This window comes from Citrobacter sp. Cb080 (assembly GCF_030334745.1).
GTDB classification, from domain to species: Bacteria; Pseudomonadota; Gammaproteobacteria; order Enterobacterales; family Enterobacteriaceae; genus Citrobacter; species Citrobacter braakii.
This window is the reverse complement of record NZ_JAOWDG010000060.1, coordinates 1-24272: the sequence shown is the minus strand read 5'-3', so window position 1 is coordinate 24272 and position 24272 is coordinate 1. Positions and strand designations below refer to the sequence as shown.

31 protein-coding genes and 1 pseudogene are annotated in these 24272 nt (G+C 54.8%); all 32 read left to right on the top strand.

Annotation, left to right across the window (positions count from 1 at the left end):
* Positions 1-350, top strand: a pseudogene (locus OGV38_RS10405) (IS1-like element IS1X2 family transposase); the annotation flags it as partial.
* 137 nt (positions 351-487) lie between these two features.
* The gene (locus tag OGV38_RS10400) at positions 488-907 is read left to right on the top strand and encodes a Mor transcription activator family protein (RefSeq protein WP_023293650.1); all 420 of its coding nucleotides are present in this window, start codon (positions 488-490) and stop codon (positions 905-907) included.
* Positions 908-1022: 115 nt separating this feature from the next.
* Positions 1023-1526, top strand: a complete 504-nt coding sequence (locus OGV38_RS10395; RefSeq protein ID WP_023293649.1) for a lysozyme — start codon at positions 1023-1025, stop codon at positions 1524-1526.
* A complete protein-coding gene (locus OGV38_RS10390; protein ID WP_023293648.1) occupies positions 1513-1899 on the top strand; it encodes a hypothetical protein in 387 nt (128 codons plus the stop codon). The genes OGV38_RS10395 and OGV38_RS10390 overlap by 14 nt, the downstream gene beginning before the upstream one ends.
* Positions 1817-2086 (top strand): Rz1-like lysis system protein LysC, encoded by a 270-nt coding sequence (gene lysC, locus OGV38_RS25105; RefSeq protein ID WP_071788873.1) that lies wholly within the window; start codon positions 1817-1819, stop codon positions 2084-2086. Before OGV38_RS10390 ends, lysC begins: the two co-directional genes overlap by 83 nt.
* Complete coding sequence (locus OGV38_RS10385; RefSeq protein WP_286473274.1) at positions 2058-2216, top strand: hypothetical protein; 159 nt, start codon at positions 2058-2060, stop codon at positions 2214-2216. Before lysC ends, OGV38_RS10385 begins: the two co-directional genes overlap by 29 nt.
* Before the next feature lie 41 nt (positions 2217-2257).
* Positions 2258-2554, top strand: coding sequence for a DUF2730 family protein (locus OGV38_RS10380; RefSeq protein ID WP_023293646.1), 297 nt, complete (start codon positions 2258-2260; stop codon positions 2552-2554).
* A complete protein-coding gene (locus OGV38_RS10375; protein ID WP_023293645.1) occupies positions 2554-2841 on the top strand; it encodes a VpaChn25_0724 family phage protein in 288 nt (95 codons plus the stop codon). Before OGV38_RS10380 ends, OGV38_RS10375 begins: the two co-directional genes overlap by 1 nt.
* Before the next feature lie 8 nt (positions 2842-2849).
* Positions 2850-3431: a DUF3486 family protein gene (locus OGV38_RS10370; RefSeq protein WP_023293644.1), complete on the top strand. Its 582-nt coding sequence runs from the start codon at positions 2850-2852 to the stop codon at positions 3429-3431.
* Between the two features lies 1 nt (position 3432).
* Entirely contained in the window at positions 3433-5097 is a 1665-nt protein-coding gene (locus OGV38_RS10365) for a hypothetical protein (protein ID WP_023293643.1), read from the top strand.
* On the top strand, positions 5097-6641 hold the full coding sequence (locus OGV38_RS10360) for a DUF935 domain-containing protein (protein ID WP_023293642.1): 1545 nt from the start codon (positions 5097-5099) through the stop codon (positions 6639-6641). The genes OGV38_RS10365 and OGV38_RS10360 overlap by 1 nt, the downstream gene beginning before the upstream one ends.
* A complete protein-coding gene (locus OGV38_RS10355) occupies positions 6625-7956 on the top strand; it encodes a phage minor head protein (RefSeq protein WP_286473273.1) in 1332 nt (443 codons plus the stop codon). Before OGV38_RS10360 ends, OGV38_RS10355 begins: the two co-directional genes overlap by 17 nt.
* The gene (locus OGV38_RS10350; RefSeq protein ID WP_023293640.1) at positions 7953-8411 is read left to right on the top strand and encodes a phage virion morphogenesis protein; all 459 of its coding nucleotides are present in this window, start codon (positions 7953-7955) and stop codon (positions 8409-8411) included. The genes OGV38_RS10355 and OGV38_RS10350 overlap by 4 nt, the downstream gene beginning before the upstream one ends.
* 198 nt (positions 8412-8609) lie before the next feature.
* Entirely contained in the window at positions 8610-9725 is a 1116-nt protein-coding gene (locus OGV38_RS10345) for a phage protease (RefSeq protein WP_023293639.1), read from the top strand.
* Positions 9722-10642 (top strand): Mu-like prophage major head subunit gpT family protein, encoded by a 921-nt coding sequence (locus OGV38_RS10340; protein ID WP_023293638.1) that lies wholly within the window; start codon positions 9722-9724, stop codon positions 10640-10642. Before OGV38_RS10345 ends, OGV38_RS10340 begins: the two co-directional genes overlap by 4 nt.
* Positions 10643-10730: 88 nt before the next feature.
* Positions 10731-11201 (top strand): HI1506-related protein, encoded by a 471-nt coding sequence (locus OGV38_RS10335; protein WP_023293637.1) that lies wholly within the window; start codon positions 10731-10733, stop codon positions 11199-11201.
* Complete coding sequence (locus OGV38_RS10330) at positions 11201-11623, top strand: gp436 family protein (RefSeq protein WP_023293636.1); 423 nt, start codon at positions 11201-11203, stop codon at positions 11621-11623. Before OGV38_RS10335 ends, OGV38_RS10330 begins: the two co-directional genes overlap by 1 nt.
* Positions 11623-12156: a phage protein Gp37 gene (locus tag OGV38_RS10325; protein WP_023293635.1), complete on the top strand. Its 534-nt coding sequence runs from the start codon at positions 11623-11625 to the stop codon at positions 12154-12156. The genes OGV38_RS10330 and OGV38_RS10325 overlap by 1 nt, the downstream gene beginning before the upstream one ends.
* A gap of 5 nt (positions 12157-12161) precedes the next feature.
* Positions 12162-12326 carry a DUF2635 domain-containing protein gene (locus tag OGV38_RS10320; RefSeq protein WP_410725617.1) on the top strand — a complete coding sequence of 55 codons (165 nt, stop codon included), beginning with the start codon at positions 12162-12164 and terminating at the stop codon, positions 12324-12326.
* Positions 12323-13843, top strand: coding sequence for a phage tail sheath subtilisin-like domain-containing protein (locus tag OGV38_RS10315; RefSeq protein WP_023293633.1), 1521 nt, complete (start codon positions 12323-12325; stop codon positions 13841-13843). The genes OGV38_RS10320 and OGV38_RS10315 overlap by 4 nt, the downstream gene beginning before the upstream one ends.
* 9 nt (positions 13844-13852) lie before the next feature.
* Entirely contained in the window at positions 13853-14209 is a 357-nt protein-coding gene (locus tag OGV38_RS10310) for a phage tail tube protein (protein WP_023293632.1), read from the top strand.
* 9 nt (positions 14210-14218) lie between these two features.
* Positions 14219-14662, top strand: a complete 444-nt coding sequence (locus OGV38_RS10305) for a phage tail assembly protein (RefSeq protein ID WP_286473270.1) — start codon at positions 14219-14221, stop codon at positions 14660-14662.
* 129 nt (positions 14663-14791) lie between these two features.
* Complete coding sequence (locus tag OGV38_RS10300) at positions 14792-16753, top strand: tape measure protein (protein ID WP_023293630.1); 1962 nt, start codon at positions 14792-14794, stop codon at positions 16751-16753.
* Between the two features lie 11 nt (positions 16754-16764).
* Positions 16765-18189, top strand: a complete 1425-nt coding sequence (locus OGV38_RS10295; RefSeq protein WP_023293629.1) for a DNA circularization protein — start codon at positions 16765-16767, stop codon at positions 18187-18189.
* Complete coding sequence (locus tag OGV38_RS10290) at positions 18179-19312, top strand: phage baseplate assembly protein (RefSeq protein ID WP_123277547.1); 1134 nt, start codon at positions 18179-18181, stop codon at positions 19310-19312. Before OGV38_RS10295 ends, OGV38_RS10290 begins: the two co-directional genes overlap by 11 nt.
* Positions 19309-19893, top strand: a complete 585-nt coding sequence (locus OGV38_RS10285; RefSeq protein ID WP_023293627.1) for a phage baseplate assembly protein V — start codon at positions 19309-19311, stop codon at positions 19891-19893. The genes OGV38_RS10290 and OGV38_RS10285 overlap by 4 nt, the downstream gene beginning before the upstream one ends.
* Entirely contained in the window at positions 19890-20327 is a 438-nt protein-coding gene (locus OGV38_RS10280) for a phage GP46 family protein (protein WP_023293626.1), read from the top strand. Before OGV38_RS10285 ends, OGV38_RS10280 begins: the two co-directional genes overlap by 4 nt.
* Position 20328: 1 nt before the next feature.
* On the top strand, positions 20329-21411 hold the full coding sequence (locus OGV38_RS10275; protein WP_023293625.1) for a baseplate J/gp47 family protein: 1083 nt from the start codon (positions 20329-20331) through the stop codon (positions 21409-21411).
* The gene (locus OGV38_RS10270) at positions 21402-21986 is read left to right on the top strand and encodes a YmfQ family protein (protein ID WP_023293624.1); all 585 of its coding nucleotides are present in this window, start codon (positions 21402-21404) and stop codon (positions 21984-21986) included. Before OGV38_RS10275 ends, OGV38_RS10270 begins: the two co-directional genes overlap by 10 nt.
* Before the next feature lie 12 nt (positions 21987-21998).
* A complete protein-coding gene (locus OGV38_RS10265) occupies positions 21999-22775 on the top strand; it encodes a gp53-like domain-containing protein (RefSeq protein WP_286473268.1) in 777 nt (258 codons plus the stop codon).
* 9 nt (positions 22776-22784) lie between these two features.
* On the top strand, positions 22785-22952 hold the full coding sequence (locus tag OGV38_RS10260) for a hypothetical protein (RefSeq protein ID WP_286473267.1): 168 nt from the start codon (positions 22785-22787) through the stop codon (positions 22950-22952).
* Between the two features lie 75 nt (positions 22953-23027).
* A protein-coding gene (locus OGV38_RS10255; protein WP_117086587.1) for an IS3 family transposase occupies positions 23028-24235 on the top strand; the annotation gives its coding sequence in 2 pieces (ribosomal slippage) (positions 23028-23349 and positions 23349-24235; 1209 coding nt in all).
* Positions 24236-24272: the final 37 nt, after the last annotated feature.

The window sequence follows — 24272 nt, the reverse complement described above, 5'->3', positions numbered from 1 at the left end:
CTAAATCACGTCAGCGCTGGCTGTTTTACGCGTATGACAGGATACGGAGGACGGTTGTGGCGCACGTCTTCGGTGAACGCACTCTGGCCACACTGGAGCGTCTTCTGAGCCTGCTGTCGGCCTTTGAGGTCGTGGTATGGATGACGGATGGCTGGCCGCTGTATGAATCCCGCCTGAAGGGAAAGCTGCACGTAATCAGCAAGCGTTACACTCAGCGCATTGAGCGACATAACCTGAATCTGAGACAACATCTGGCAAGGCTGGGACGGAAGTCACTGTCGTTCTCAAAATCGGTGGAGCTGCATGACAAGGTCATCGGGCATTATCTGAACATAAAACACTATCAGTAAGTTGGAGTCATTACCCATGACGATATAAAATTCTTCAAGCTTCACCCATGCAAACGTGACAGCTGATGTCATCAACAATCCCGCCAACGTGCGGGATTTTTTGTATACTGACTGTGCACTTACCTTGAGGAGGGTTTATGTCACAACAGTCGGAGCTTTTTGAACACGACCCGGCCATTCACCAGTTGCTTGACCATATCGACAATATCCCTGTCGGTGAGCTTGAGCACCAATGGCCACAAATGCTGGTTGCACTTGTCGATGTGATGGAGGCAGAATTGAAGCGCCTCGGAATTGCTGAAGACAGCCGCTTGCTGGCGCGTAAACTGGCGCTGGCCATGTCCCACTATATGGGCGGACGTCAGTATTATCTGCCATCCGGGGACAAGCTTGTGACAGCGTTACGGGACGATCTTATCTTCTCCCGTTTCGATGGCCGCAACCTTGAAGACCTGCGCCGCGAGCATCGTTTATCTCAGACGCAGATTTACGATATCATCGCCCGTCAGCGCAAGCTTCATACCCGTCGTCGCCAACCGGATTTATTCCCGCACTAATTATCTGTAACAACCGACTGCGCTCGAGAGTGCGGGTTGTACTCAGATACCGGAATCACCTCTCTAATCAGCTTTTTCTTATCCTCGGATGCAGATCCACTCACCGGATAAGCTGATGCCCCAAATACCCCGTAGTCTGAAAGCGTCATTGCTGGCGATTGCTATTGCCGGTGGCGGTTATCATGAAATGACCCGCGAGACCCTTATCCACGTCGAGGGGATCGAATATACCCCGTACCGCGACATTGCCGGCATCCTGACCGTATGCGTTGGCCATACTGGCGCTGATATCCAGATGCGCACCTACACCTATAAAGAGTGCATGGCCCTGCTGGACAGTGATTTAAAGCCCGTTCGGGCAGCCATTAAACGGCTGGTAAAAGTCCCTTTAACCGATTATCAGCGCACCGCACTTGAGACGTTCATTTTCAATACCGGCACCGGGGCATTTTCCCGTTCGACCCTCCTCAAAAAACTGAATGCCGGTGATTTTGAAGGTGCTCGCGACCAGATGCGTCGCTGGATATTTGCGGCCGGGAAACCGTGGAAAGGACTGATGACGCGCCGTGAAGTTGAGATGGCCATCTGGTCAGTCGGAGGTGTTGATGACCTTCGCTGATCGTCTTATCGCTGCCGGCGCGGTTGCACTCCTGGTCACCGTGGGTGCGGTCTGGGTAAAGGCTGAGAAAACGCACAGCGATAACGTCCAGTTACGCCGGGACTTGCAGACCCAGACGCAAGCCAGAAACACAGCAGAATGGCTGCTACACGGCCAGGAGCAAACCATCCAGATATTCAGTGCCATCCGCGCGGCCAATGCCGCAGCACGGCGCGAAGACGAGAGGCTGCGCGATGAAGCTCAGAACCAGATCACCCTCATCCTTGAAAAAGAAGAATGCGCTAAGCACGATGTGCCTGCTGCTGCTGTTGAGTGGTTGCAGCGGGTCGAGAACCGCGCCCGTTCCGGTGGTGGTGACCCCGCTGCCTATTGATGCAGAACTGCTGGCGGAAACGCCTGTGCCAGTACGCCCCGCGCCGTTTACATACGGTGCATCAGTGGTCTGGAATGCCACGCTATTAACAGCACTTGGCCAGTGCAATCGCGATAAGAACGATGCCCGCCAGCAGGATTTAAAAAGGATTGAAATTTATGGACGCCGACCTGCTTCAGGAGGCTGAAGAGTTTCTGCGGGAACTTTGGCAGCAACAAGGTTGCAGCTGGCCTGGACCACAAATCCAGCGCCCTGAGCCTGACCGTATTTGTGCCTTATGTCGTCGCAGGCTGGGGATTGTTGAGCTGACTGGCTAGTATGAGACGTTGTGTCAGCGTTGTTATTCAGGGAGTTAAACGTGGGCATTTTTGAATATATCGGTCTGTGGCCATATCTGTTACCAGTAGCTTTTGGCGGGATTGTCTGGGCTATGCGCCGCACGTTCGCCAGTACCGAACGGGTAGAAAAGCTGGAAAATCGCCTCACCGAGATGGAAACCAAATACGCCAATATGCCTGGCGTTGAAGATATGCAGGAAATGCGCCTGCGTATGACGGAGATTGCTGGAGATATGAAGGTTATCGGCCAGCGCGTGCAGTCAATGACCCACCAGATTGAATTGTTACTGGAAAATGCGGTGAACCGGAGCAAATGATGATTAACGATATTCTGACTGAAGACCAGAGGCTGGTCATTCTTCGCAGCCTGATGGACTGCAACAACGAAGCGAACGAAAGCATTCTGAATGACTGCCTTGATGCCTACGGCCACAACATTTCACGCGATCTCGTTCGTACTCATATTGACTGGCTGCAGGAGCAAGGGCTGGTTACGGTTGAAAACCTGCGTGGTTTTTATGTCGTCACCATTACTGGCCGGGGGCAGGATGTCGCCGAAGGTCGTTCCCGCGTATCCGGTGTTAAAAAGCCCCGTGCCCGCTGAGGTTAGCTATGGAAACGACAAAACCCACTCGCGGCCGCGCGTCGAAAGTTGATCTGCTGCCTGAAGACGTCAAAAAAACGCTTCATGCCATGCTCAGGGATAAAGCCATTCCACAGGCGCAGATCCTGGAAGAGATTAATGCGCTGATTGATGATGCTGGGCTACCGGAAGACATGCGGCTTTCCCGTTCTGGCCTGAACCGTTATGCCACCAGTGTCGAGCAGGTGGGACAGAACCTGCGTCAGATGCGGGAAATGACACAGGCGCTCACCAGCCAGCTCGGCGATAAGCCGATGGGTGAAACGACCAAGCTCATACTGGAGATGGCCAGAAGTCAGCTCTTTAAAGCATTGATGCGCCAGATTGAAGATCCAGAAGCCGAAGTCGATATCGACATGCTCAAAAATGCCATGCTGGCGGCCCAGCGTCTGGAATCAACAGCCATGTCCAGTCATAAGCGCGAAAAAGAAATTCGCCAGGCCTTTGCAGAAGAAGCGGCTAATGCTGTCAGTGACGAACTGCGCGGTACGGATGGGATGAGCGAAGAGCTTGAGCAGCGTATTCGCAATGTGTTGCTGGGGAAAGCGTGATATGACCGCAACTACAAAACGACTCACCCCACTCAGCGAACCGCGCCAGATTGACCTGAAGGAAGAAGCCAGCAAACTCGGCGTGGATATTGTGACGGATGCCGGCAGTCTGAACCCGGCGAGCGAAGCCGTTTTCCTTCCCTATCAGGCCCGGTGGTTCAGCGATGACAGTCAGATTTGTATCGCTGAAAAATCCCGCCGTACCGGTCTGACCTGGGCAGAGGCTGGCCGTAATGTCATGACGGCCGCAAAGCCACGTAAACGCGGTGGCCGCAATGTCTTTTATGTCGGCTCCCGGCAGGAGATGGCGCTGGAGTACATCGCCGCTTGTGCGCTGTTTGCCCGTGCTTTCAATCAGCTGGCAAAAGCCGACGTCTATGAGCAGACCTTCTGGGACAGCGATAAGAACGAAGAAATTCTGTCGTACATGATTCGCTTTCCGAACAGCAATTTTAAGATCCAGGCGCTGTCCTCGCGGCCGTCCAACCTGCGTGGGTTACAGGGGGACGTCGTTATTGATGAAGCCGGTTTCCATGAGTCGCTTGATGAACTGCTGAAAGCGGCGTTCGCGCTGACTATGTGGGGCGCTCGTGTGCGGATTATCTCCACGCATAACGGCGTTGATAACCTGTTTAACCAGTACATTCAGGACGCGCGAGAGGGGCGAAAAGATTATTCCATTCATCGTATTACCCTGGATGATGCCATCAGTGATGGCCTTTACCGCCGTATCTGCTACGTCACGGGGCAGGACTGGTCCGCCGAAAAAGAGAAAAAATGGCGTGACGACCTTTACCGCAATGCCCCGAACAAAGAGAGCGCCGACGAGGAATATGGCTGCGTACCGAAAAAGTCCGGCGGTGCTTACCTTTCCCGCGTACTGATTGAAGCGGCGATGACGCCGGAGCGTGATATTCCGATCCTGCGTTTTGAGGCTCCTGACGATTTTGAATCCTGGTCGCCAGAACTGCGGGAAGCGGAAGTTTCAGCGTGGTGCGAGAAAGAACTGGCTCCATTGCTGGCTGCGCTCAACATCCAGCATAAACACGCCTTCGGTGAAGACTTTGCCCGTAATGGCGACCTGACCGTTTTTGTCCCGCTGGAAATCACCGCCGACCTGTATAAGCGTGAATGCTTCCGCGTCGAGCTGAAGAACGTCACCTATGACCAGCAGCGTCAGATAATGCTGTTTATCCTGGCGCGTTTACCTCGCTTTATCGGCGCCGCTTTTGATGCCACCGGTAATGGTGGGTATCTGGCTGAAGCTGCGCGTCTGGTGTATGGCCCGGAGATGATTGACAGCGTGCACCTGTCAGCAGCCTGGTATCAGGAATGGATGCCAAAGCTAAAAGGTGAATTTGAAGCGCAGAACCTGGTTATCGCCCGTCACCAGACAACGCTGGATGACCTGCTCAATATCAAGGTCGTTAACGGCGTACCCCAGATTGATAAGGGCAGAACCAAAGACGCCAATGCCAGTGGCACTGGTGGCAAACGTCACGGTGACTTTGCGGTAGCGCTTGCGATGGCGGTACGCGCTTCTTATATGAATGGTTTTGTCATCGACGAAGACAGCGTGCAGGCGTTGCCCGGTAAGCGCCGGGAAGATGCGCACGATGATGAAACCCATGATGACTACCACGAATTTGAAAGAGGATGCTGGTAATGGGCCGTATTCTGGATTTAACGGGCAATCCCTTCGATTTTGATCCTGATTTGCAGACGGCGCAGGAATCACTGGTGATGATGGCAAAGCGTACCCAGGAGCACCCGTCCAGTGGTATCACGCCAAACCGTGCCGCCATTGTCCTGCGTGACGCCGAACGCGGAGACCTGACGGCTCAGGCTGACCTCGCCTTTGATATGGAAGAAAAGGACACGCATCTGTTTTCCGAGCTGTCAAAGCGCCGGCTGGCCATTCAGTCTTTACCCTGGAGCATTCAGCCACCGAAAGACGCCACTCCGCAGGAAAAGAAAGATGCGGCAATGCTCGATGAGATGTTGCAGGACGCTGCCTGGTTTGAGGACGGCATTTTTGATGCCGGCGACGCCATCCTTAAGGGTTACAGCATGCAGGAGATCGAATGGGGCTGGCTGGGTAAGCAGCGCGTACCCGTTGCGCTTCACTGGCGTGATCCTGCGTTGTTCTGTACGCCAGAAAGCAATCTGAATCAGCTCAGGCTGCGCGATGGCAGCGCCGACGGTGTTGAACTTCAGCCGTTTGGCTGGTTCCGCCATCAGGCAAAGTCCCGCTCAGGATATGCCGGCACGCTGGGGCTGGTCCGAACGCTGGTCTGGCCGTTTATCTTCAAAAACTATTCGGTGCGTGATTTTGCTGAGTTTCTGGAGATTTACGGTCTGCCGATGCGCGTGGGCAAGTACCCAACCGGGGCAACCTCCCGAGAGAAATCCACTCTGATGCAGGCGGTCATGGATATCGGGCGTCGTGCTGGCGGTATTATCCCGATGGGTATGGCGCTGGAGTTCCAGAGTGCGGCCGATGGTCAGGCAGACCCGTTCCAGGCGCAAATCGGCTGGGCTGAGCGCTCCATGTCAAAAGCCATTCTGGGGGGAACGTTGACCACGGAAGCCGGTGACAAAGGTGCTCGTTCTCTGGGTGAAGTTCATAACGAAGTCCGTAAAGAGATCCGTAATGCCGACCTGCGGCAACTGCGTCGCTCTGTCAACCGTGACCTGATTTATCCGTTACTGGCAGTCAACAGCCGAACCACCCTCGACCCGTGCCGTTTGCCGGGTATTGTGTTTGATTCCGGGGAATACGAAGACCTCTCTATGTTTGCGGAGGCCATTCCGAAACTGGCGGCAGGTATGCCGGTGCCAGTGTCCTGGATTCAGGAAAAACTGAATATCCCGCAGCCTAACGGTGACGAGCAGGTATTCCGTGCCGCGCCAGTGGCTGAAGGTCTGCCAGCGGTAAACGGTCAGGCCAGTCTGAGTGCGACAGACCTGAAGCAGACTGATGATATTGACGATATGGGCGCGGCGGTGACGCCGGATGCGTTTAAACAGGCCATTGATCCGCTTTTAAAGCCCGTTATTGCCAGCATTATTAAAAACGGCCCTGAATCGGCGATGCAGGATGCGGCGACGCTCTATCCCGAACTGGATGATGCAGCGCTTATCGACCTCCTGACCCGCGCTATCTTTGTCGCTGACCTGTGGGGGCGTATCGATGGCACAAGCAGTTGATTTGGCATACGCCGCCCGGTTACCCCCAAAAGAGGCGGTCTCTTACTTCAGAGCCAAGGGCCATAACGTCACCTGGAACTGGTATGAGCAACTGACGGACGCGCATGCCCGTGCGTTTACCGTCGCTAAAGCGGTGCGGCTTGATGTGCTGAACACCCTTCGTGACGAGGTTGATCGCGCTGTCCACGACGGCATCACACGTCAGGAGTTTACCCGGACGCTGGCACCGCGCCTGCAGAAGCTGGGATGGTGGGGAAAGCAGATTGTTGTCGATACCGAGGGTAATGCTAAGGAAATCGAACTGGGCAGCCCGCGCCGTCTTGCGACCATTTACAACGTCAATATGCGCACGGCTTATAACAGCGGCCGTTATGCGCAGATGATGAATAACGTTGAGGATTACCCGTTCTGGCAGTATGTGGCCGTTATGGACGGGCGAACCCGCCCGGAGCATGCTGCGCTGAATGGGCTGGTTTTTCGCTATGATGACCCGTTCTGGAAGACGCACTACCCGCCGAATGGCTGGAATTGCCGCTGCCGCGTCAGGGCGTTGTCTGCTGAACGTATGAAAGCGCTGGGGCTGAAAGTCAGTTATGGGGCATCTTTCGTGCACACCCATGATGTTGACGCCGGCATTGATGAGACCACGGGTGAAATCTTCAGGACGGAATCCACGACCTTTGATAACGGCCGCGTGAAAATGACGCCCGATGTGGGCTGGTCGTATAACCCAGGTTCGGCGGTGTTCGGCACTGACCAGACGCTTATCCGTAAAGTTATCGAGACCCGCGACCCGCAGCTGCGTGAGCAGGTTATTCAGTCGCTCAACAACAGCCGCGAGCGCCAGCTGGCGTTTTCAGTGTGGGCAAAACGTACCCTCACCAGTGGCCGCGCCGGTGATGCCATTCAGACGCTGGGTTTCATGTCTGAATCCGTTGCCGCCGTGGTCAGAGCGCGAGTCGGTGCTGAACCAGCCCGGTTATTGGCGATCAGCGAAAAAGGTTTGTCTGATGCGGTTTCAGCTGCAGACACAAAGCTCAGTGATGCCGATGTACAACAATTGCCGGCGCTGATGGCTCAGCCTCAGGCGGTGTTGTGGGATAGCGCCAGGAATGTGCTTATGTATGTAACGCCTGCAGATGATGCCGGACAGCAGATAGTTATCCGCACAGAGCCCGCAGTGAAGAACGGTGGAGACCTGCTTGACCAGGTCGTCAGCCTGTCACGGGCAAGCCTGAGCAGCCTGCAATCAGCGGTGAACGCTGGCTCGCTTGAAGTGATTGAGGGCCGTCTGGGGCTGGAGGAGGCACCATGAGTATTGATTTAGCGGTTGTGCTCGATATCAACAGGATCCAGACGGCGTTCATCAGCCTGGGCGCAATGGCCAATGATGGGGCCATTCCTCGTGCCGCTGCTGCTGCACTGCTTTCCTCAACGGAGAACGCCTTTGAACAGCAGGCGGACCCGGTCACCGGTGAGCACTGGGCCAGCTGGAGCGATCCTTATCTTGCGTGGCGTGAGAAACATAATTATGTTCCTGGTACTATCCTGACCCTGAATGGCGATCTGGCCAGGAGCATCACCACGGACTATGGCCCGGACTGGGCGCTGATTGGTTCGCCGATGATTTATGCTGCGATTCACCAGTGGGGCGGAAAGGCGCGATATACTGTCCTGAGAGCTCGTCCATATATGGGGCTTGATAAGGTCGGTCGCAAAGAGATTTACGCTGCTATCGAAAAACGTGCTCAGGCTGCTCTCAGGCCATAGTATGATGTTTGCTATACGTTGACGCTTATAAAATCTTTTAAACGCGTACAGAGAGATTTAAACGTGTTTTAAATGGGGTTGCGTCCGTTCTCCCGCTTCGCTTTCTATCCGGTTCGTTGTTTTCAGTCAGATACCGGAATCACCTGCATTTTCTTCCCCGCGTAAAAATGGCCTGAGTTTCTCAGCAACGAGCAGGCCATGAAAACAAAACCTTCCTCTTTTGGTATCGCCATTCTTGCGGCCACCGTCGGTGATGACGGCTGGTGCCAGTTGCTTCCCGCCGGGCGTTTTCGTGCCCGTGATGGTCGGCCGTTCGATGTTGCTGATGGCTGGTATATGGATGCTGCCATCGCTGCACGTCTGATTGATGGCGTCCGGGCTCTTGGCCAGGACGTGCTGATTGATTACGAGCATAACCAGCTGCGCAAGTCTGAAGGGCTTTCGCCTGATGAACTGAAAGCGGCCGGCTGGTTTAACGCCGATGAAATGCAGTGGCGTGAAGGCCGTGGGCTTTTTGTTAAGCCTCGCTGGACACCTGCGGCGCTGACCTATCTGGCCAACGAAGAATTCGGCTTCCTTTCGGCTGTTTTTCCTTACGACCTTGTTACTGGTGCACCAACCGTGCTGCGCATGGTGGCGCTGACCAATGATCCTGGCGCGACTGGCATGCAAAAGCTAGCGGCGCTTGCTGCTTCCTTTGATGAACTCACTAACCACCCACATGAGGGACGTCCCATGAATGAAAACCTGCGTCAGCTGCTGGCGCGACTCGGTATCACGCTGGCTGAGAATGCTGCCGTGACCGATGAGCAGGCCACAGCCGCACTGTCAGCTTTTGATGCGCTCAAGGGCAAGGCAGATAAGCACGATGAACTGAACACCCGTGTGACTGCACTCAGTGCTGAACTGGTTACGGCAAAAGCCGAATCCGGCACGCCAGACCTCACCAAATGGGTACCGGTGGAAACCTATAACGCCATTCGCCAGGAGCTGGCAGAGGTCACTGGTAAACACTCCACGGTTTCCCTTAGCGCTGTTCTGGATAAGGCGGAAACCGAAGGCCGTATCTTCAAATCCGAGCGGGCTTACTTTGAGCAGGTTGGCGCTCAGGTTGGGGTTGTCGCACTCTCTGCTCAGCTCGATGCCAAGCAGCCTATTGCGGCGCTGACTGCACTACAGACTACGACGACCAGTATCCCTGATACCCGCCGCGAAGGTCTTACGGCGCTGTCTGCCGATGAAAAATCAGCAGCAAAAGCACTCGGCATGTCTGAAGCCGAATACCAGAAACTCAAAGAGGAAGGCGATAAATGATCGTTACCCCGAGCTCCATTAAGGCCCTGATGACCTCATTCCGTAAGGATTTTCAGGGTGGTCTGGATGGTGCGCCATCCCAGTACCAGAAAATTGCCATGACGGTACCGTCATCGTCCAAATCCAATACCTATGGCTGGCTGGGTAACGCGCCGCAGCTGCGTGAGTGGGTCGGTGCGCGAGTTGTGAATCAGATGGCGGCCAGCGCTTACACCGTGGCCAACAGAACCTATGAAGGCACCGTCGGCATCAGTCGTGATGATTTCGAAGATGACAACCTTGGCGTTTACAGCCCGATGTTCTCTGAGCTGGGCCGTTCTGCGGCTGTACAGCCTGACGAGCTGGTGTTTGGCCTACTGAAAGATGGCTTTAACCAGGCATGTTATGACGGTCAGAACTTCTTCGATACCGACCATCCGGTCTATTCGAAAGTGGATGGCACCGGGACGGCGACGTCTGTTGCGAACGTCTTCCAACAGGCCGCTGACTGGACGGGTGATAGCTGGTATCTGCTGGACTGCTCCCGTGCTATCAAGCCGCTGATCTTCCAGGACCGCCGCAAGGCTGAACTGGTTGCAAAAACAGCCATCACTGACGAACACGTCTTTACCGACAACGAATTCCTGTTTGGTGTCAGCTGTCGTCGTGCGGTGGGCTTTGGTTTCTGGCAGATGGCGATGGCCATGAACGCCGATCTGACGCTCGACAACCTCTGGACCGGCTGGACCACCATGCGCAAATTCCACGCCGATGGTGGCCGTCCACTGGGGCTGCGTCCTACTCACCTGGTGGTTACTCCGGGCAATGAGAAAGCGGCCATCCAGTTGCTGGAGCGTGAACTGATTGCCGGCACCAACGGCGTCGTCAGTAACGAAATGAAAGGCAAGCTGGAACTGGTGGTCGCTGACTACCTGTAAGTTACCTGCAGTCTTAAACCGATGTTAAAGGCGGTTAATCCGCCTTTAACCTGCCGTTTAACGTGGATTCAAAGGGAGAACCCATGTCATGTCAGAAGAACTTAAGCAAGGCATTGATGGCAATTCACCGGCTCGCGAAACAGCTGGCAATCAGCTTTTCGACCTGGTTGTCAAATGTTACCGGGACGTATACCGCCGCGCCGGCATCCCGTTCACCCGTGGCGAGAATCGCGTGGTGGGCGTCACTGAAGCGCAAGTGCGTATTCTCGAAGGCGACAGCGTCCTCAAAATCGTATCTGGCTCGCCAGCACCGGACGCGGAAGAGCCAGGGACCGTGGACAACGTGGGCCTGGGCAGTGAGCTGAAAACTGAAGAACTGAATGAGCCACCGTTGAACGAGCGCATCATTCTGGCCGTCGCGGGTCTGGACAAGTCTAACGCTGAGCATTTCACCTCTGCGGGAAAACCGCGCGTGGCTGCTGTGTCTACCGCTCTGGGGGAAATCATCTCCAGTGAGCAGCTCAATGCGGCGCTGGCCTCACAGGGTGAGGACGCGTAATGACTTATGCCACTGTCGCGGAAATGGCGTCCCGGTATCAGCGCCGCAATCTGGATCTACTGACCAAAACACGGACGGATAATAACCAGCCGGATGACGTCATCATTGATGCAGCGCTGGCTGACGCGACTGCGATGATGGATAGCTACATTGTCGCCCGCTACACATTACCGCTGACGGTGGCTCCGGCGACCTTGCCGCAGGTCTGCTGCGTCATTGCCTGGTACTTCCTGCAGGACACGCGAGCGACTGAACAATCAACACAGCGCTATAAGGACGCCATCCGCTGGCTGGAAGGCGTCCGGGACGGAAAGATTCCGCTTGGCACCGACACTGCCGGCAGTGCCCCAGATGGTGAGAATCTTGCTCAGGTGGTTTCTGATGCGCCTGTTTTCTCGCGTAAACAGCAGGGTTTTATCTGATGATTGGCGATACCGAAACCGCGCTGCTTGAGGCTGTTAAAGGACTTTTCGGCAACACCTTGCGCGATGTCGATACGCATCCGGGCACCTGGGATGATGTGGCTATCAAGCGCATGCTGCTCAGTGAGCCAGCGGTCTATATCGCCTGGCTGGGCTGTGGTCCCGGACGAACCTCTCGTGAGGTTGAAAGCCATTGGGTCCTCTACGTATGCGCCAGCATGCTCAACGGTCGTGAAGGTGACCGGCTGGGTATCTACCAGATTGTTGAGCGCCTGGTGGCGGGGATTAACTGGAAGACATTCGGCTCCACCACCGGCATGAAGCTGACCAAAGGACAAAACCTCTACACCGATGCGCAAGGGGGCGCAGGTTGTGCGCTTTACGGCCTTTATTTCAGCGGGACCACGCCCATCGATACCAGCATTGATCTCAGCTCTCTGGATGACTACGAACGCCACTGGCAGACGTGGAAACAACCAGACGGCACACCGCCTTTTGAGGCGCATATCAACGTAAACGAGAAACAACCATGACTGATGTGCTGAAGATTAAGCCGGCTCCCGGCCGCACAGTTCGCGACCCGCAGACCATGAAACTGCTGGCCGCAGACGGTGAGACCAAGCCGCAAACCAGTTTCTGGCTGCGCCGCCTCAAAGATGGCGACGTGCTCCCGGTAGAAGCCACTAAGAAAGGTGCGAAATGAGCGATATCTCTTTTGATTCGATTCCAGCAGGCGGCGCGATTCGCGTTCCTCTGGCGTATATCGAGTTCAACAACAGCAACGCCGTTTCCGGCACGCCTGCACCTCGTCAGCGTGTTCTGATGTTCGGCCAGCGAGCTTCTGACGTTAATCAGAAGCCGGTGGGGTCAGTGCCGGCGAATACGTTGACACGTATTTACTCCCCGTCTCAGGCGTCTGCAGCGTTTGGTCAGGGGTCGATGATCCACCTGATGGCAACCGAGTTCCTGAAGCTCAACCGCGTTGCTGAACTGTACTGCATCGCCCAGGGCGATGGCACGGGTGTTGCTGATGCCGCCACTATTAAGCTGAGCGGTACAGCAACGGAGAACGGCACGCTGGTGACTTATATTGCTGGTGTTCGCATTCCTGCCACCGTTAAGACCGGCGATAAAGGCGCGGATATCGCGCAGAGTCTGGCTGACCTGATTAATGCAAAATACGATCTGCCGGTGACAGCGACCGTTGTACCTGATAGCGGCGGCGCGAACGCCGACCCGACCCATGCCGATGTGAAGTTATCGGCTAAGTTTCTCGGCCGCTCCTGCCCGACGGATACGCGCTTCAACTATTACGATCAGGAAATGACACCTGGTGGCATTGTGGCCACGGTGACCTATCCAGCTGATACCAACAGCAACCCGGACCTGTCGGCCTCTATCGCCGCGATGGGCGATTTACAGTTTAAATACCTGGTCATGCCGTATACCGACCCGGCCAACCTGAACCTGCTGCGTACCGAACTGGTGGAGCGCTGGGGGCCAATCAACCAGGCTGACGGTATTGCATTTACCAGCTATCACGGCCCTATGGGGAGCCTGACCACGTTCGGCCAGTCCCGCAACGATCACCTGCTGTGCTGTCTGGGTGCGCCGGCGACACCACAGCCTCAGTATGTATGGTGCACCAGTATTGCGGCCGTTGCGGCGGCGTCACTGAGCATCGACCCGGCCCGACCGTTGCAGACGCTGGTCGTCAGTAACCTGATGCCGCCGGTACAGACAGACCTCTTCACCTGGCCTGAGCGCAACGGGTTGTTATTCGATGGCATCAGTACCTTCACCGTGAACGATGGCGGCCAGGTGCAGATTGAGCGGTTGATCACGACGTATCGAACCAACAGCTACGGCGACCCGGACCCGTCATATCTGAACGTTGAGACCATCGCGACACTGAGCTATCTGCGTTATTCGACCCGCGTGCGTATTACGCAGAAATTCCCGCGTCATAAGCTCGCTGACGACGGTACGAACTTCGCGCCGGGTCAACCGGTTGTAACCCCATCGATTATCAAAACGGAGCTGCTGGCGCTGTTTACCGAGTGGGAGGAAGCCGGTCTGGTGGAAGACTTCACCACCTTTAAAGACGAGCTTTATGTGGTGCGCAACAAAAGTGATCGTGACCGTGTTGATGTGCTGGCCGGGCCGAACCTCATTAACCAGTTCCGCATCTTCGCGGAACAGATCCGCTTCATCCTCTAAGGGGGGAACATGGCAGGAAATCAACGTCAGGGCGTCGCCTTTATCCGCGTCAACGGCCTTGAGCTTGAAACGCTGGCGGGCTGTACCTTCACCCCTGCGGGTGACACTCGGGAAACCGTTAAAGGCAGTCGTGTCTATGGCTATAAATCGACGCCGCGTGAAGCCACACTGGAATGCAAAATCCCTGGTGGCAGCGGTATTGGTCTGGATGAAGTCATCAACTGGACGGATGTGACCGCCGAGTTTAAAGCCGATACCGGGGAAACCTGGATGATGCCAAATGCCTGGCAGACCGACGAACCACAAAACAGCGACGGTGAAATCACCATCAAACTCGCCGCTAAAACCAGCAAACGTATCGCGTAAGGAGTCACCATGTCCATGACCGAGATTAAAGACCCTGAGCTGGAAGCTTTTGAGTTCCAGCAGGAAATCCTTGATGCCCTGAAAAATGGAACTTTCCGTCTGCTCGATGGCATCCCCTATGGCGTGGGTGAAGAGGTGGAAATGCAATATGACATCACCTTCCGCGAGCTGATGGCCGGCGACATTATTGATGCACAGATGGCCTCTGAGCGAGTTGTGGAGACCAAAGCGGGTCCACAACTGGTGAGTTCACCTTCTCAGATGGGGCTGGAAATGCTGCGCCGGCAGATTGCAACTGTCGGCGCTATTAAGGGGCCATTGTCTCTGATTCTGCTTAAAAAAATGTCCCAGCGTGATTTCCATCGAGTCTCACTGGCGACCGATTTACGTGATGTTGCTCAGGCCGCGGCGATGACCCCTGACCGGGGGCGAGTGGCTGCAGTGTCGGAATGAGATTGAACAGGCGGCTATAGCGGTCGGCGTCATGCTTAAAGGGGGCCCGGAATGGGCCCTTTCTCTTCCGCTATCCCGCCTTTTCCGGCACTGCAAGCAGGCTGAAACCCTCTTTAAAAGGTAATTATCATGGCTGGGCAATTTCGCGCCTCAATCATTATTGATTTAATGGGCAATATTGCCCAGCGTTCCCGCCAGTTCTCCGGGAACATCTCCTCAATGGCTCGCAGCAGCCAGACGGCGATGAACGGTCTGCGCAATTCCGTCGCCAGTGTTTCAAACTCCATTGACCGCCTCGGTTCCTCGGCAACCCGCACGTTCGGCATGCTTACTGCTGGCGGTGCGACGATAGCCGGCCTCGGTTACACAGCCAATAAGCTATTCATCAGCATCGCGTCCACGCGAGAAAACCAACGTATCGCGCTCAACTCTCTCTACAAAGGCAACCAGCAGCATGCGTCAGAAATGATGCAATGGGCCATTCAGAACGCCAAAGACTCCACGTGGGGTCTGACTGGTGTTATGCAGGAACTGGTCAGCAGTAAATCGTTCGGTATGTCGGATAAAGAGACCACTAACTTTATCACCATGCTGCAAGACCAAGGGGCACTCAAGGGCTGGGATTTAAATGCAGCGCAAGGGGCATCTCTCCAGCTCAAACAGATGTTTTCTCGCCAGCAGATTACGGCAGCTGATGCCAACTTGCTAACAGGCTACGGTATCAACGTTTATCAGATTCTTGCAGATAAATGGAATAAAGATGTCAAGGAAGTCCGCAAGGCTGGTGAAAAAGGCAATCTAGGTCTGAAGTCTATTATTCAACTGTTTCAGGCTTTAAGTGAGGAATCGAAAGGGGCCCAGAAAACAGCGATGAACAGCTGGACGGGGCTGACCGCGCAGATGGGCGATGTGTGGGAAGACTTCGCCGATAAACTGATGAATAAAGGGCCTTTCGACATACTTAAAGGCCGTGTTAAAGGTGTGCTCGACTGGTATGGCCAACTGAGTAAACCTGGAGCAAACGGTGTAAGTGGTGTTGACCAGCTAACCGATGAGTTAGCCGCTAATTTCCAGACGGCTTTTGATACGATCAGCAGCGCCGCTCAGGAGACCTGGCGTTACCTGAAAATGGGTAAAGATGCCCTCAGTTGGGTGGATGACAATATTGTCAGCCTGAAAACGATGGCCAAGGTTATTGGTGGTATCTGGCTGGCGAACAAGGCGCTACGGATGGGCGGCGCTATCGTTCGTCCAACCTGGCAGGTTGCTACCTCACCATACCGTGCCTATCGGTGGATGCGCGGCCGAAACCAGCCAGGTGCGGGCGGGCCGGGTATGCCACCTATCATGAGCAATCCGCAGCTCATCCAGCAGGTCTTTGTCACCAACTGGCCAGCGTCGTTCGGCGGTGGTGGCGACGTCTATGCGGGTAATGGTAAACGCAAGCGTGGGCCGGGACGTGGTCGTGGCACCAGTGTCCCGGTTGTTCCATCACCTGCAGCAGCTCCTGCCGCAAAAGCGGGGCTGTTTTCCCGCATCTTCAGCGGCGCTGGCTCGATGCTTGCCGGCGCAGGCTCAGCCATCAAAGGTGCTGGTAGCTGGGTGGCCAACAGTGCCATTGGTCGTGTGGCTGCAAAAGGTGCCAGTGCGCTGGGCTGGCTTGGGCGCGGCGCAGGCCGTATGTTCTCCCGCTTTGGTGGGCCGTTGATGGCTGGCGCAATGATGGTGCCAACGTTGATGGATGAAAACGCGACGGCTGAAGATAAAGGCTCTGCTATGGGCAGCACAGCCGGCGCATGGGGTGGCGGCGCACTGGGCTCGTTGCTCGGCCCGGCGGGTACTGTTGTCGGTGCCACTCTCGGTGGTGTTCTTGGGGATTATCTGGGCGGATGGCTGGGGAATGTTTACGAGAAATTTGCCGGGAACGACAGCAGCGGCCAGCAGCAGACCCCGCCACCAGAACAGAAAGTCAGTGCTCAGGCACAGCTGAAAATCCAGCTGGCTGACGGCCTGCAGATCACCAGCACCAATATTCAGGAAGACGGCATGGGCATGAACGTCTGGACTGGTCAGAACCTTTACCCTTATTAACGGGATAAACCATGTTTGAAAGCACTGTAGCCAGCATTAACAGCGCCCGTGATTCGATGGGGCTTAAAAACAAAAGCGCAGACGGTGCGGGTTCGTTCCGTAACGTGCCATTCCTGATTTATCGTGAGCAACGCCAGACAGGTGGACGTCGAATCGTGAAACGTGAGTACCCGCTGCGTGATAAGGGTGGCGCGATTGATCTTGGGCGAAAACTGCATGAGTTCTCTTTCACTGCCTGCTTGCTGGGGAAAGACGTTGAAAACCAGAAAGACAACCTGATTGAGGCGCTCGATGCCGCTGGCGCAGGTGAACTCAGTCATCCTGAGTTTGGCACGTTGCAGGTTCTGGTCGAAACATGGGAGTGCAGGCATTCTGCCGATGACCTGAATTATTACGAATTTACGATCACCGTCTATCCGGCAGCCGAGGACAATGCGCCTGAGCCGTCTGCAGATACGGCAGCAGCTGTCAGCGCGAAAAAAGACAGTCTGTTTGGCTCTCTAGGCGATACGATGAGTGAGGCGTGGCAAACCGTTCAGGAAGCAACTGATGGCGCAGCTGCTGTGGCCGATGCTATTAGCGGTGTGTTTGAAGATATCTCCGGTGTGATTGAAAACGCTGGCGTGATGGGTAGCGTTAATGGTCTGCTTTCGGCGATCACGAAGGTAAAAGGCTCGGCGACAGCGATGGTCAATGCGCCAGCACTACTGGCCGCGAACCTTCTGGGGGCATTCTCCGGGCTGTCTGATGTGACCGATTCCGGTTCAGCATTCCAGGCGTGGGAGCGTCTGGGGGTGAATCTGAAGCGCCGGCAGTCCGGCACGACTACCGCCCATCTTGATCAGGCCGCTGCGTCCAACATTAATACACTGTATTATGTTGCGACCGTCGCCACACAGACCAGCCAGGCTGAAGCGGCATCTGCCGTTCTGACTGATGCACTGGCCACTGATGATGGACTCTCCCGCACTCCAGAACTGACGACCACGACGCCAGTCAGCTCTGTCTCCACACCTTCAGCAACTCAGCAGGACTCAGCCGCCGGAATCACCCGGAGCGATTCAACTTCTGTAGCCTCAGAGAACAGTCCGGCATCGTTTCCACTCTTTGAAAGCCAGGCTGATATCGAACGGGTTACCAGTGAACTGGGCCAGATGCTGGATGACAGCACCATTGCTGCTTCTGATGCCGGATTTACGGCCAGCAGCCTTGAACTGGCCACGTTTCGTCTTGTGGTGATTAACGATTTGCGTACTCGCGGTATTCATCTGGCGAATGTACGCAACGTCACCCTAAATCAGACGGAGCCGGCACTGGTTGCCCTGTATCGCGAAACTGGTGACAGCCTTTACTGGCAGCGTTTTGGTCGCCGAAACAGTGTACCCAATCCGCTCCTGATGCCAGGGGGCGTTTCTCTGGAGATCCTTGATGGCTGACGTCGAATTACGCACCGCAGGAAAGATTTTCGCCGGGTGGACGACCATCAATATTAACCGCTCCATCGAATCACTCTCCGGCTATTTCGAACTCGGTGTCAACGTTCAGCCAGAAACCGATTTATCATCACTTTCTCCGGGTCAGCCTTTTACCCTCACCATTAATGGCCAGACGGTCATTACCGGTTATCTCGATGGCCGTCGTCGCAACATGACGGCCGACTCTATGTCCATCACCATCTCCGGCCGGGATAAAACTGCTGACCTGATTGACTGCGCGGCTATCTATCAGGGCCGCCAGTGGAAGGGGCGCACGCTTGAGCAGATTGCGCGTGACCTGTGCGGCCCGTATAAGGTGACCGTCCGCTGGGAACTGACCGACAGTGAATCCTCAGCGCCGTTCCCGTCCTTCACACTCGATTATTCAGAAACCGTCTATGAGGCGCTGGGGCGTGCCAGCCGCGCCCGTGGTGTGCTGATGACCAGCAATGCCGCTGGTGAGCTGGTTTTCACCCGCGCGGATGAAACCCAGACCGATAAGCTGATCCTCGGTGAGAACCTGATTGAGATGGAGTTTGAAGAAGACGATCGTGACCGCTTCAGTGATTACATTGTCGCTGGCCACGGCCGCGCCAGCGGTAAAGTCGGTGACGACCAGAGCGCAAAAAACATCGCCAGTCAGAAAGCTGAGGTGAAAGACTCCGATATCACGCGCTACCGCCCGACGATCATCCTTGCTGACAGCAAAACGGATTCCAAAGGTGCCAGCGGCCGCGCGACACGTGAAATGCGTCGTCGCCTGGCTAAATCACGCACCTTCGAGGCGAAAGTAGACGGCTGGCTGCGCCGCGATGGTTCGCTGTGGATGCCTAACCTGCTGGTCGATATCGATGCATCCCGCTTCAGTATCACTACGGGACCGCTTCTGGTCAGCAAAGTCGTACTGGCGCTGGATGATCGCACCGGCATCATGACCACGCTGACGCTTACCCCGCGCGATGGCTGGCTGGTACCAATTGAGCCGGACAGTAAAACGAAAAAATCCCGTAAAAGCGAAGATAAGAGCGGCGTGGATGCGCTGGCTGAAGAGTATTACCGCAAGCACCCGGAGAAGCGCCCATGAGTGAACAGGCATTTCAGCGTCTGATTGCTCCCGTCATGCGCCGGCTGCGGCTGATGATTGGCCGCGCCGTGGTAACGCTGGTCAATGACAGCCTGAAGATGCAGAACCTGCAGGTGACGAGCCTTGATGATGGTCCACTGGATGACGTCGAGCGCCCTCTGCAGTACGGTCAGATTAGCGTCCCGCTGGCTGGCTCTGAAGCCATTATGGTGAGTCTTGGCGGCGATACTGATTCCGCCGTAGCTCTGGTGGTTGATGACCGTCGTTATCGTCCTGTCGGTCTGGTCGCGGGCGATAGCGGTCTTTATCACTACGAGGGGCACCGCATCCGCTTAACCAAAGACGGCCGGGCCATTGTGACCTGCAAAACGGTTGAGGTGTACGCTGATGAACGTGGGTTGTTCGACATGCCAAAAGCCCGGTTTACCGGTGACCTTGAGGTAGATAAAAATCTTCAGGTTAAAGGTAAAACGGAGCTTCAGGGTGAAGCCACTGCGCCAGATATCATCGTTGATGGTAAGTCCACCAAAGACCACGTACATGAAGAACATGACGGCCCATTAACTAAGGAGATGCAATGACTGACCTGGCATTCGTCTGGATTAATGGCCGGGGTGATATTGCGCAGAACGGCGAGGACATGCTGACCGACGACAGTCTGACTAATGACGTCATCATTTCTCTGCATACGGATCGTCGTGCGCTGGATTCAGATGATATTCCCGGCGATAACACTGACCGTCGTGGGTGGTGGGCAGATACCTTCCGTGACCGTCCTATTGGCTCAAGACTGTGGCTGCTTTCCCGTGAAAAGACACTCAATTCAGTGCTCACCCGCGCTGCTGAATATGCGCTTGAGGCGCTGGTATGGCTTAAAGAAGCCGGCCGCGTGAAAAAGATAGCCGTTTACGCCAGCCAGCCGGAAAGCGGCTGGTTGCAGCTGGATATTGAATTCACGCTGCCGGATGGCTCTGTCAGTCCTTATTCCTTTAAATCGCAATATAACGGAATTTAACATGCCTTATAAATCGCCTACGTTGCCTGAATTAATCGCGCGTGCTGAAGGTAATATTCAGCAGCGTTTAAAAGGTTCCGCGACAGGAAATAAGGAAAAAGTCCTGGGCGTGCTGGCGCGTGCGCAGGCTGGTCTCGATGCAGGTCTGCATGAGCATATTTCCTGGGCATATCGCCAGATTATCCCCGGTGATGCGGATGAAGCTGAATTGCTCAAACATTGCCAGTTCTGGGGTATTCGCCGCAAGCAGCCGACGCCGGCAAGCGACCCGATTACGGTCACGGCCAGCGCTGCCGGCACTATTCCAAAAAATACCCGCTGGCAGCGTGCCGGCAACATCCTTTATGCGCTTGAAGCTGATTTTGATGTCGCAGCGGCCGGGACCGTCAATGTCCCTGTGACGGCGGTAGTGTCAGGGACTGCCGGCAATGCTCCTGCGGGTACTGCATTGACGCTGGTCACGCCTGTCGCGGGGATTTCTTCAGATGCCGTGGCCACGAACGGGCTGACTGGCGGTAGTGATATTGAGCCGGTCTCTGAACTACTGGCGCGGCTTGAGTTTCGCGCTCAGCATCCGCCATGCGGCGGTAATAAATACGACTATGAGCGCTGGGCGCGGGAATGTGCTGGTGTAACTCGTGCATGGTGTCTGCCGACCTGGCAGGGGCCGGGAACGGTCGGAGTCGCGTTTGTGATGGATGGTAACAGCAGCATTATTCCGGGTGATTCAGATATTGCCAGGGTGACGGATTATATTGCAGGGCATCCGAATCCGATTACCGGCGTTATTGAGGGACAACCAGAAGGGCCGGAGGTGGCAGTATTTGCACCGAAATTAAAGCCGCTGGATATGACTATTAAAATATCACCTAAAACGGATGTTCTGAAGGGTGAAATAACGGATGGGCTGGTGTCGCTGTTTTATAACAAATGCGATCCCGGAAGTACGCTGACAACATCCAGTATCGTTCGTGTGATAGCTGCCAGTCAGAGCCTGACTGACTTTGAGCTAATTTCACCCACGTCACCAACTTACTCGGCTGCAGATGAACTACTGGTGCCAGGAACGATCACATGGTCATGACCCGATTTCAGCGAATCTTCCTGCAACTACTTCCTACAGGGCTGGCCTGGAATAAAGAGCCCGGTTCGGAGCTAAGCATGCTTGCTGGTGCGCTGGCTGATGGCCCGGAGCAGGACGATGAGTCGATTGAGCGTTTGCTGCCTGAACGTTTCCCCGACCAGTCGACAGTACTGCTGGATGACTGGGAGAAGTGGCTGGGATTGCCGGACTGTACCAGCGCTGGGCAGACATTTGATGAACGCAGAACGGCGGCTGCAGAGAAGTACAGGATGGTTGGTAGTCTCAACCGTCAGTTTTATATCGAACTGGCTGCCAAATATGGATTCGATATTGATATTGAATCTTTTAGTGATGGTGCTTATGCCACCTGCATGGATAACTGCCTCACTCGATTACGGAAAAATTACGGCCGTTATACGTCCCATATTATTGTGAAGAACAGCATAGAACGCCGTAATGCAACGGTACTCGATAATTGCCTGACGCCGCTTGTCGTTTACTCCGGTGGCGTTCTTGAGTGCCTTCTTGAGAAATATAAACCTGCTCACCAGGTCTTTATTTATATCTACCAATAAAGGAATACCAACATGTTCCATTTAGACAATAACAGTGGCGTTTCTGCCATGCCTCCAGTCGGTGCTGTGCAGAGTTCTGCACCCCGCTGGTATACGGAGGGTGGCGGCGGTACTCCTGCCAGTTATCCGGGGGCTGACTGGTACAACATTATCCAGGCGGAGCTTTTAAATTTGCTCAGTGCCTACGGTATTAACCCGAATAAATCTGATTTTAATCAGCTTCAACACGCTATTGAAGAAGCTATCAGCCAGAATGCCACTGCGAACAGTGCGCTGCTCACTGCGATAGCAGCTCTTGTCACATCGGCCAACAAAATGCCGTACTTCACCGGCAAAGATAAAGTAGCCATGACAGACCTGACAGCTTTCGCCAGAACGCTGCTTGGCCGTAGTGATGCTGCTGGCGTTCTCTCAGACCTTGGTCTAAAAACAGCGGCGCAAAGAAATGTAGGCGCTGGAGATATTGCAAATATTCCAGACATGTCATTTTTCAGAGCGTCTATGCTCGCAAATGGATACGTGTATCTACCCGTTATCGGTGCCGGAGGTGGTGCTCAGACTTTTATGATTCAATGGGGTCAAACATCAACACCGCCAAATAGTGTGGCGGCATATAATCTTAATGTCGCATTCCCCAACAGTATATTGTTTGCAGTTGGCAACCGATGGGCGGACGGTTCTAACGCATCAATGAACGTTAAACCACTTGGTACACAGCAGATACGGATTCAAAACTGGGCACCGAGTGGGTCTGCTGAAATATGCTCATGGCTGGCCATTGGTTACTAAGGATTAAAAATGAAAACAATAACTCATAAATTCGTGAACGGATTGTTTTATCCATCCGGTGTTGATTATCTGTCAATTCCCGATGGTGCAATTGATGTATCTGAAGATGCGTTTACTAAAGCAATGAATCGCCAGCCTGGGGAGTCATTCACTGTAGATAGTGATGTAGCCCCCTGAAACACCGGACAGTAGCTGTATCTCCAGATAAGAGATAGGCTTGAATATATGTCTAACACTAACGCCAATTTTGAGATGACCGGGATCCTGTTAGGGCAAGAAGTCCGTAAACGTAAAACTCCTCAGGAGAAGATCGCCATTATCCAGCAGACGATGGAGCCGGGTATGAATGTCTCCCATGTCGCCCGCCTGCATGGTATCCAGCCCAGCCTGCTGTTTAAGTGGAAGAAGCAATATCAGGAAGGCAGCCTCACCGCCGTTGCGGCTGGAGAGGAAGTCGTTCCTGCTTCTGAGCTTACTGCTGCTCTGAAGCAGGTCCGGGAGCTTCAGCGCCTTCTGGGCAAGAAGACGATGGAAGTTGAGATCCTGAAAGAAGCCGTGGAGTACGGTCAGTCGCGAAAATGGATAGCGCACGCGCCCTTGTTGCCAAAGGACGGGGAATAGCCATGGTCTGCCGGACCATGGGCGTGTCGCGTGCGCAACTGTCACTGCGGATTAACCGTTCTGCCGACTGGCAGGACAGGCGCTGTAACCGGCGTAATGAAGAAGCAGACGCAGAAATACTGTCGGCTATCCTCAACATTATCAGCGATATGCCGAGTTATGGTTATCGACGCGTGTGGGGCATCCTGCGCAAGCAACGTCGCACAGAGGGACAGCTACCTGTGAATGCCAAACGGCTTTACAGGATAATGCGTGAGCATAACCTGTTGTTGTTGCATCACAAACCAGAGCGACCGAAGCGTGAACATAAGGGCAAGATAGCGGTGGCAGAAAGCGATATGCGCTGGTGTTCAGATGGCTTCGAGTTCGGCTGCGACAACGGCGAAAAACTGCGGGTAACGTTCGCGCTGGACTGCTGCGACCGTGAGGCCATAGACTGGGCAGCAAGCACGGGAGGCTATGACAGTTCGACCGTGCAGGATGTGATGCTGAGGTCGGTGGAAAAGCGCTTCGGCGACAGGTTGCCCGACACAGCGGTGCAGTGGCTGACGGATAACGGTTCAGCGTATACCGCGTATGAAACGCGGAGGTTCGCGAGAGAGCTGAATCTGGAGCCCTGCACAACAGCGGTGAGCAGCCCGCAGAGTAATGGCATGGCCGAACGGTTCGTGAAAACGATGAAAGAAGACTATATCGCGTTCATGCCAAAACCGGATGTGAGAACAGCACTGCGAAACCTTGCAGTAGCGTTCACGCATTACAATGAAAACCACCCGCACAGCGCGCTGGGATATCACTCCCCGAGGGAATACCGGCGGCAGCGGACATCGTTAACTTAAGATACAAAAGCTGTTCGGAGATGGAGGGTCAAGATCA

Coding starts and splice junctions, on each gene's coding strand:
- OGV38_RS10390 (WP_023293648.1), top strand. CDS start 1,513: ATGACCTTCGCTGATCGTCTTATCGCTGCCGGCGCGGTTGCACTCCTG.
- OGV38_RS10330 (WP_023293636.1), top strand. CDS start 11,201: ATGACTTATGCCACTGTCGCGGAAATGGCGTCCCGGTATCAGCGCCGC.
- lysC (WP_071788873.1), top strand. CDS start 1,817: ATGTGCCTGCTGCTGCTGTTGAGTGGTTGCAGCGGGTCGAGAACCGCG.
- OGV38_RS10270 (WP_023293624.1), top strand. CDS start 21,402: ATGGTCATGACCCGATTTCAGCGAATCTTCCTGCAACTACTTCCTACA.
- OGV38_RS10375 (WP_023293645.1), top strand. CDS start 2,554: ATGATTAACGATATTCTGACTGAAGACCAGAGGCTGGTCATTCTTCGC.
- OGV38_RS10325 (WP_023293635.1), top strand. CDS start 11,623: ATGATTGGCGATACCGAAACCGCGCTGCTTGAGGCTGTTAAAGGACTT.
- OGV38_RS10370 (WP_023293644.1), top strand. CDS start 2,850: ATGGAAACGACAAAACCCACTCGCGGCCGCGCGTCGAAAGTTGATCTG.
- OGV38_RS10385 (WP_286473274.1), top strand. CDS start 2,058: ATGGACGCCGACCTGCTTCAGGAGGCTGAAGAGTTTCTGCGGGAACTT.
- OGV38_RS10310 (WP_023293632.1), top strand. CDS start 13,853: ATGGCAGGAAATCAACGTCAGGGCGTCGCCTTTATCCGCGTCAACGGC.
- OGV38_RS10260 (WP_286473267.1), top strand. CDS start 22,785: ATGAAAACAATAACTCATAAATTCGTGAACGGATTGTTTTATCCATCC.
- OGV38_RS10285 (WP_023293627.1), top strand. CDS start 19,309: ATGAGTGAACAGGCATTTCAGCGTCTGATTGCTCCCGTCATGCGCCGG.
- OGV38_RS10305 (WP_286473270.1), top strand. CDS start 14,219: ATGTCCATGACCGAGATTAAAGACCCTGAGCTGGAAGCTTTTGAGTTC.
- OGV38_RS10300 (WP_023293630.1), top strand. CDS start 14,792: ATGGCTGGGCAATTTCGCGCCTCAATCATTATTGATTTAATGGGCAAT.
- OGV38_RS10350 (WP_023293640.1), top strand. CDS start 7,953: ATGAGTATTGATTTAGCGGTTGTGCTCGATATCAACAGGATCCAGACG.
- OGV38_RS10365 (WP_023293643.1), top strand. CDS start 3,433: ATGACCGCAACTACAAAACGACTCACCCCACTCAGCGAACCGCGCCAG.
- OGV38_RS10275 (WP_023293625.1), top strand. CDS start 20,329: ATGCCTTATAAATCGCCTACGTTGCCTGAATTAATCGCGCGTGCTGAA.
- OGV38_RS10395 (WP_023293649.1), top strand. CDS start 1,023: ATGCCCCAAATACCCCGTAGTCTGAAAGCGTCATTGCTGGCGATTGCT.
- OGV38_RS10295 (WP_023293629.1), top strand. CDS start 16,765: ATGTTTGAAAGCACTGTAGCCAGCATTAACAGCGCCCGTGATTCGATG.
- OGV38_RS10335 (WP_023293637.1), top strand. CDS start 10,731: ATGTCAGAAGAACTTAAGCAAGGCATTGATGGCAATTCACCGGCTCGC.
- OGV38_RS10265 (WP_286473268.1), top strand. CDS start 21,999: ATGTTCCATTTAGACAATAACAGTGGCGTTTCTGCCATGCCTCCAGTC.
- OGV38_RS10360 (WP_023293642.1), top strand. CDS start 5,097: ATGGGCCGTATTCTGGATTTAACGGGCAATCCCTTCGATTTTGATCCT.
- OGV38_RS10280 (WP_023293626.1), top strand. CDS start 19,890: ATGACTGACCTGGCATTCGTCTGGATTAATGGCCGGGGTGATATTGCG.
- OGV38_RS10355 (WP_286473273.1), top strand. CDS start 6,625: ATGGCACAAGCAGTTGATTTGGCATACGCCGCCCGGTTACCCCCAAAA.
- OGV38_RS10315 (WP_023293633.1), top strand. CDS start 12,323: ATGAGCGATATCTCTTTTGATTCGATTCCAGCAGGCGGCGCGATTCGC.
- OGV38_RS10340 (WP_023293638.1), top strand. CDS start 9,722: ATGATCGTTACCCCGAGCTCCATTAAGGCCCTGATGACCTCATTCCGT.
- OGV38_RS10345 (WP_023293639.1), top strand. CDS start 8,610: ATGAAAACAAAACCTTCCTCTTTTGGTATCGCCATTCTTGCGGCCACC.
- OGV38_RS10400 (WP_023293650.1), top strand. CDS start 488: ATGTCACAACAGTCGGAGCTTTTTGAACACGACCCGGCCATTCACCAG.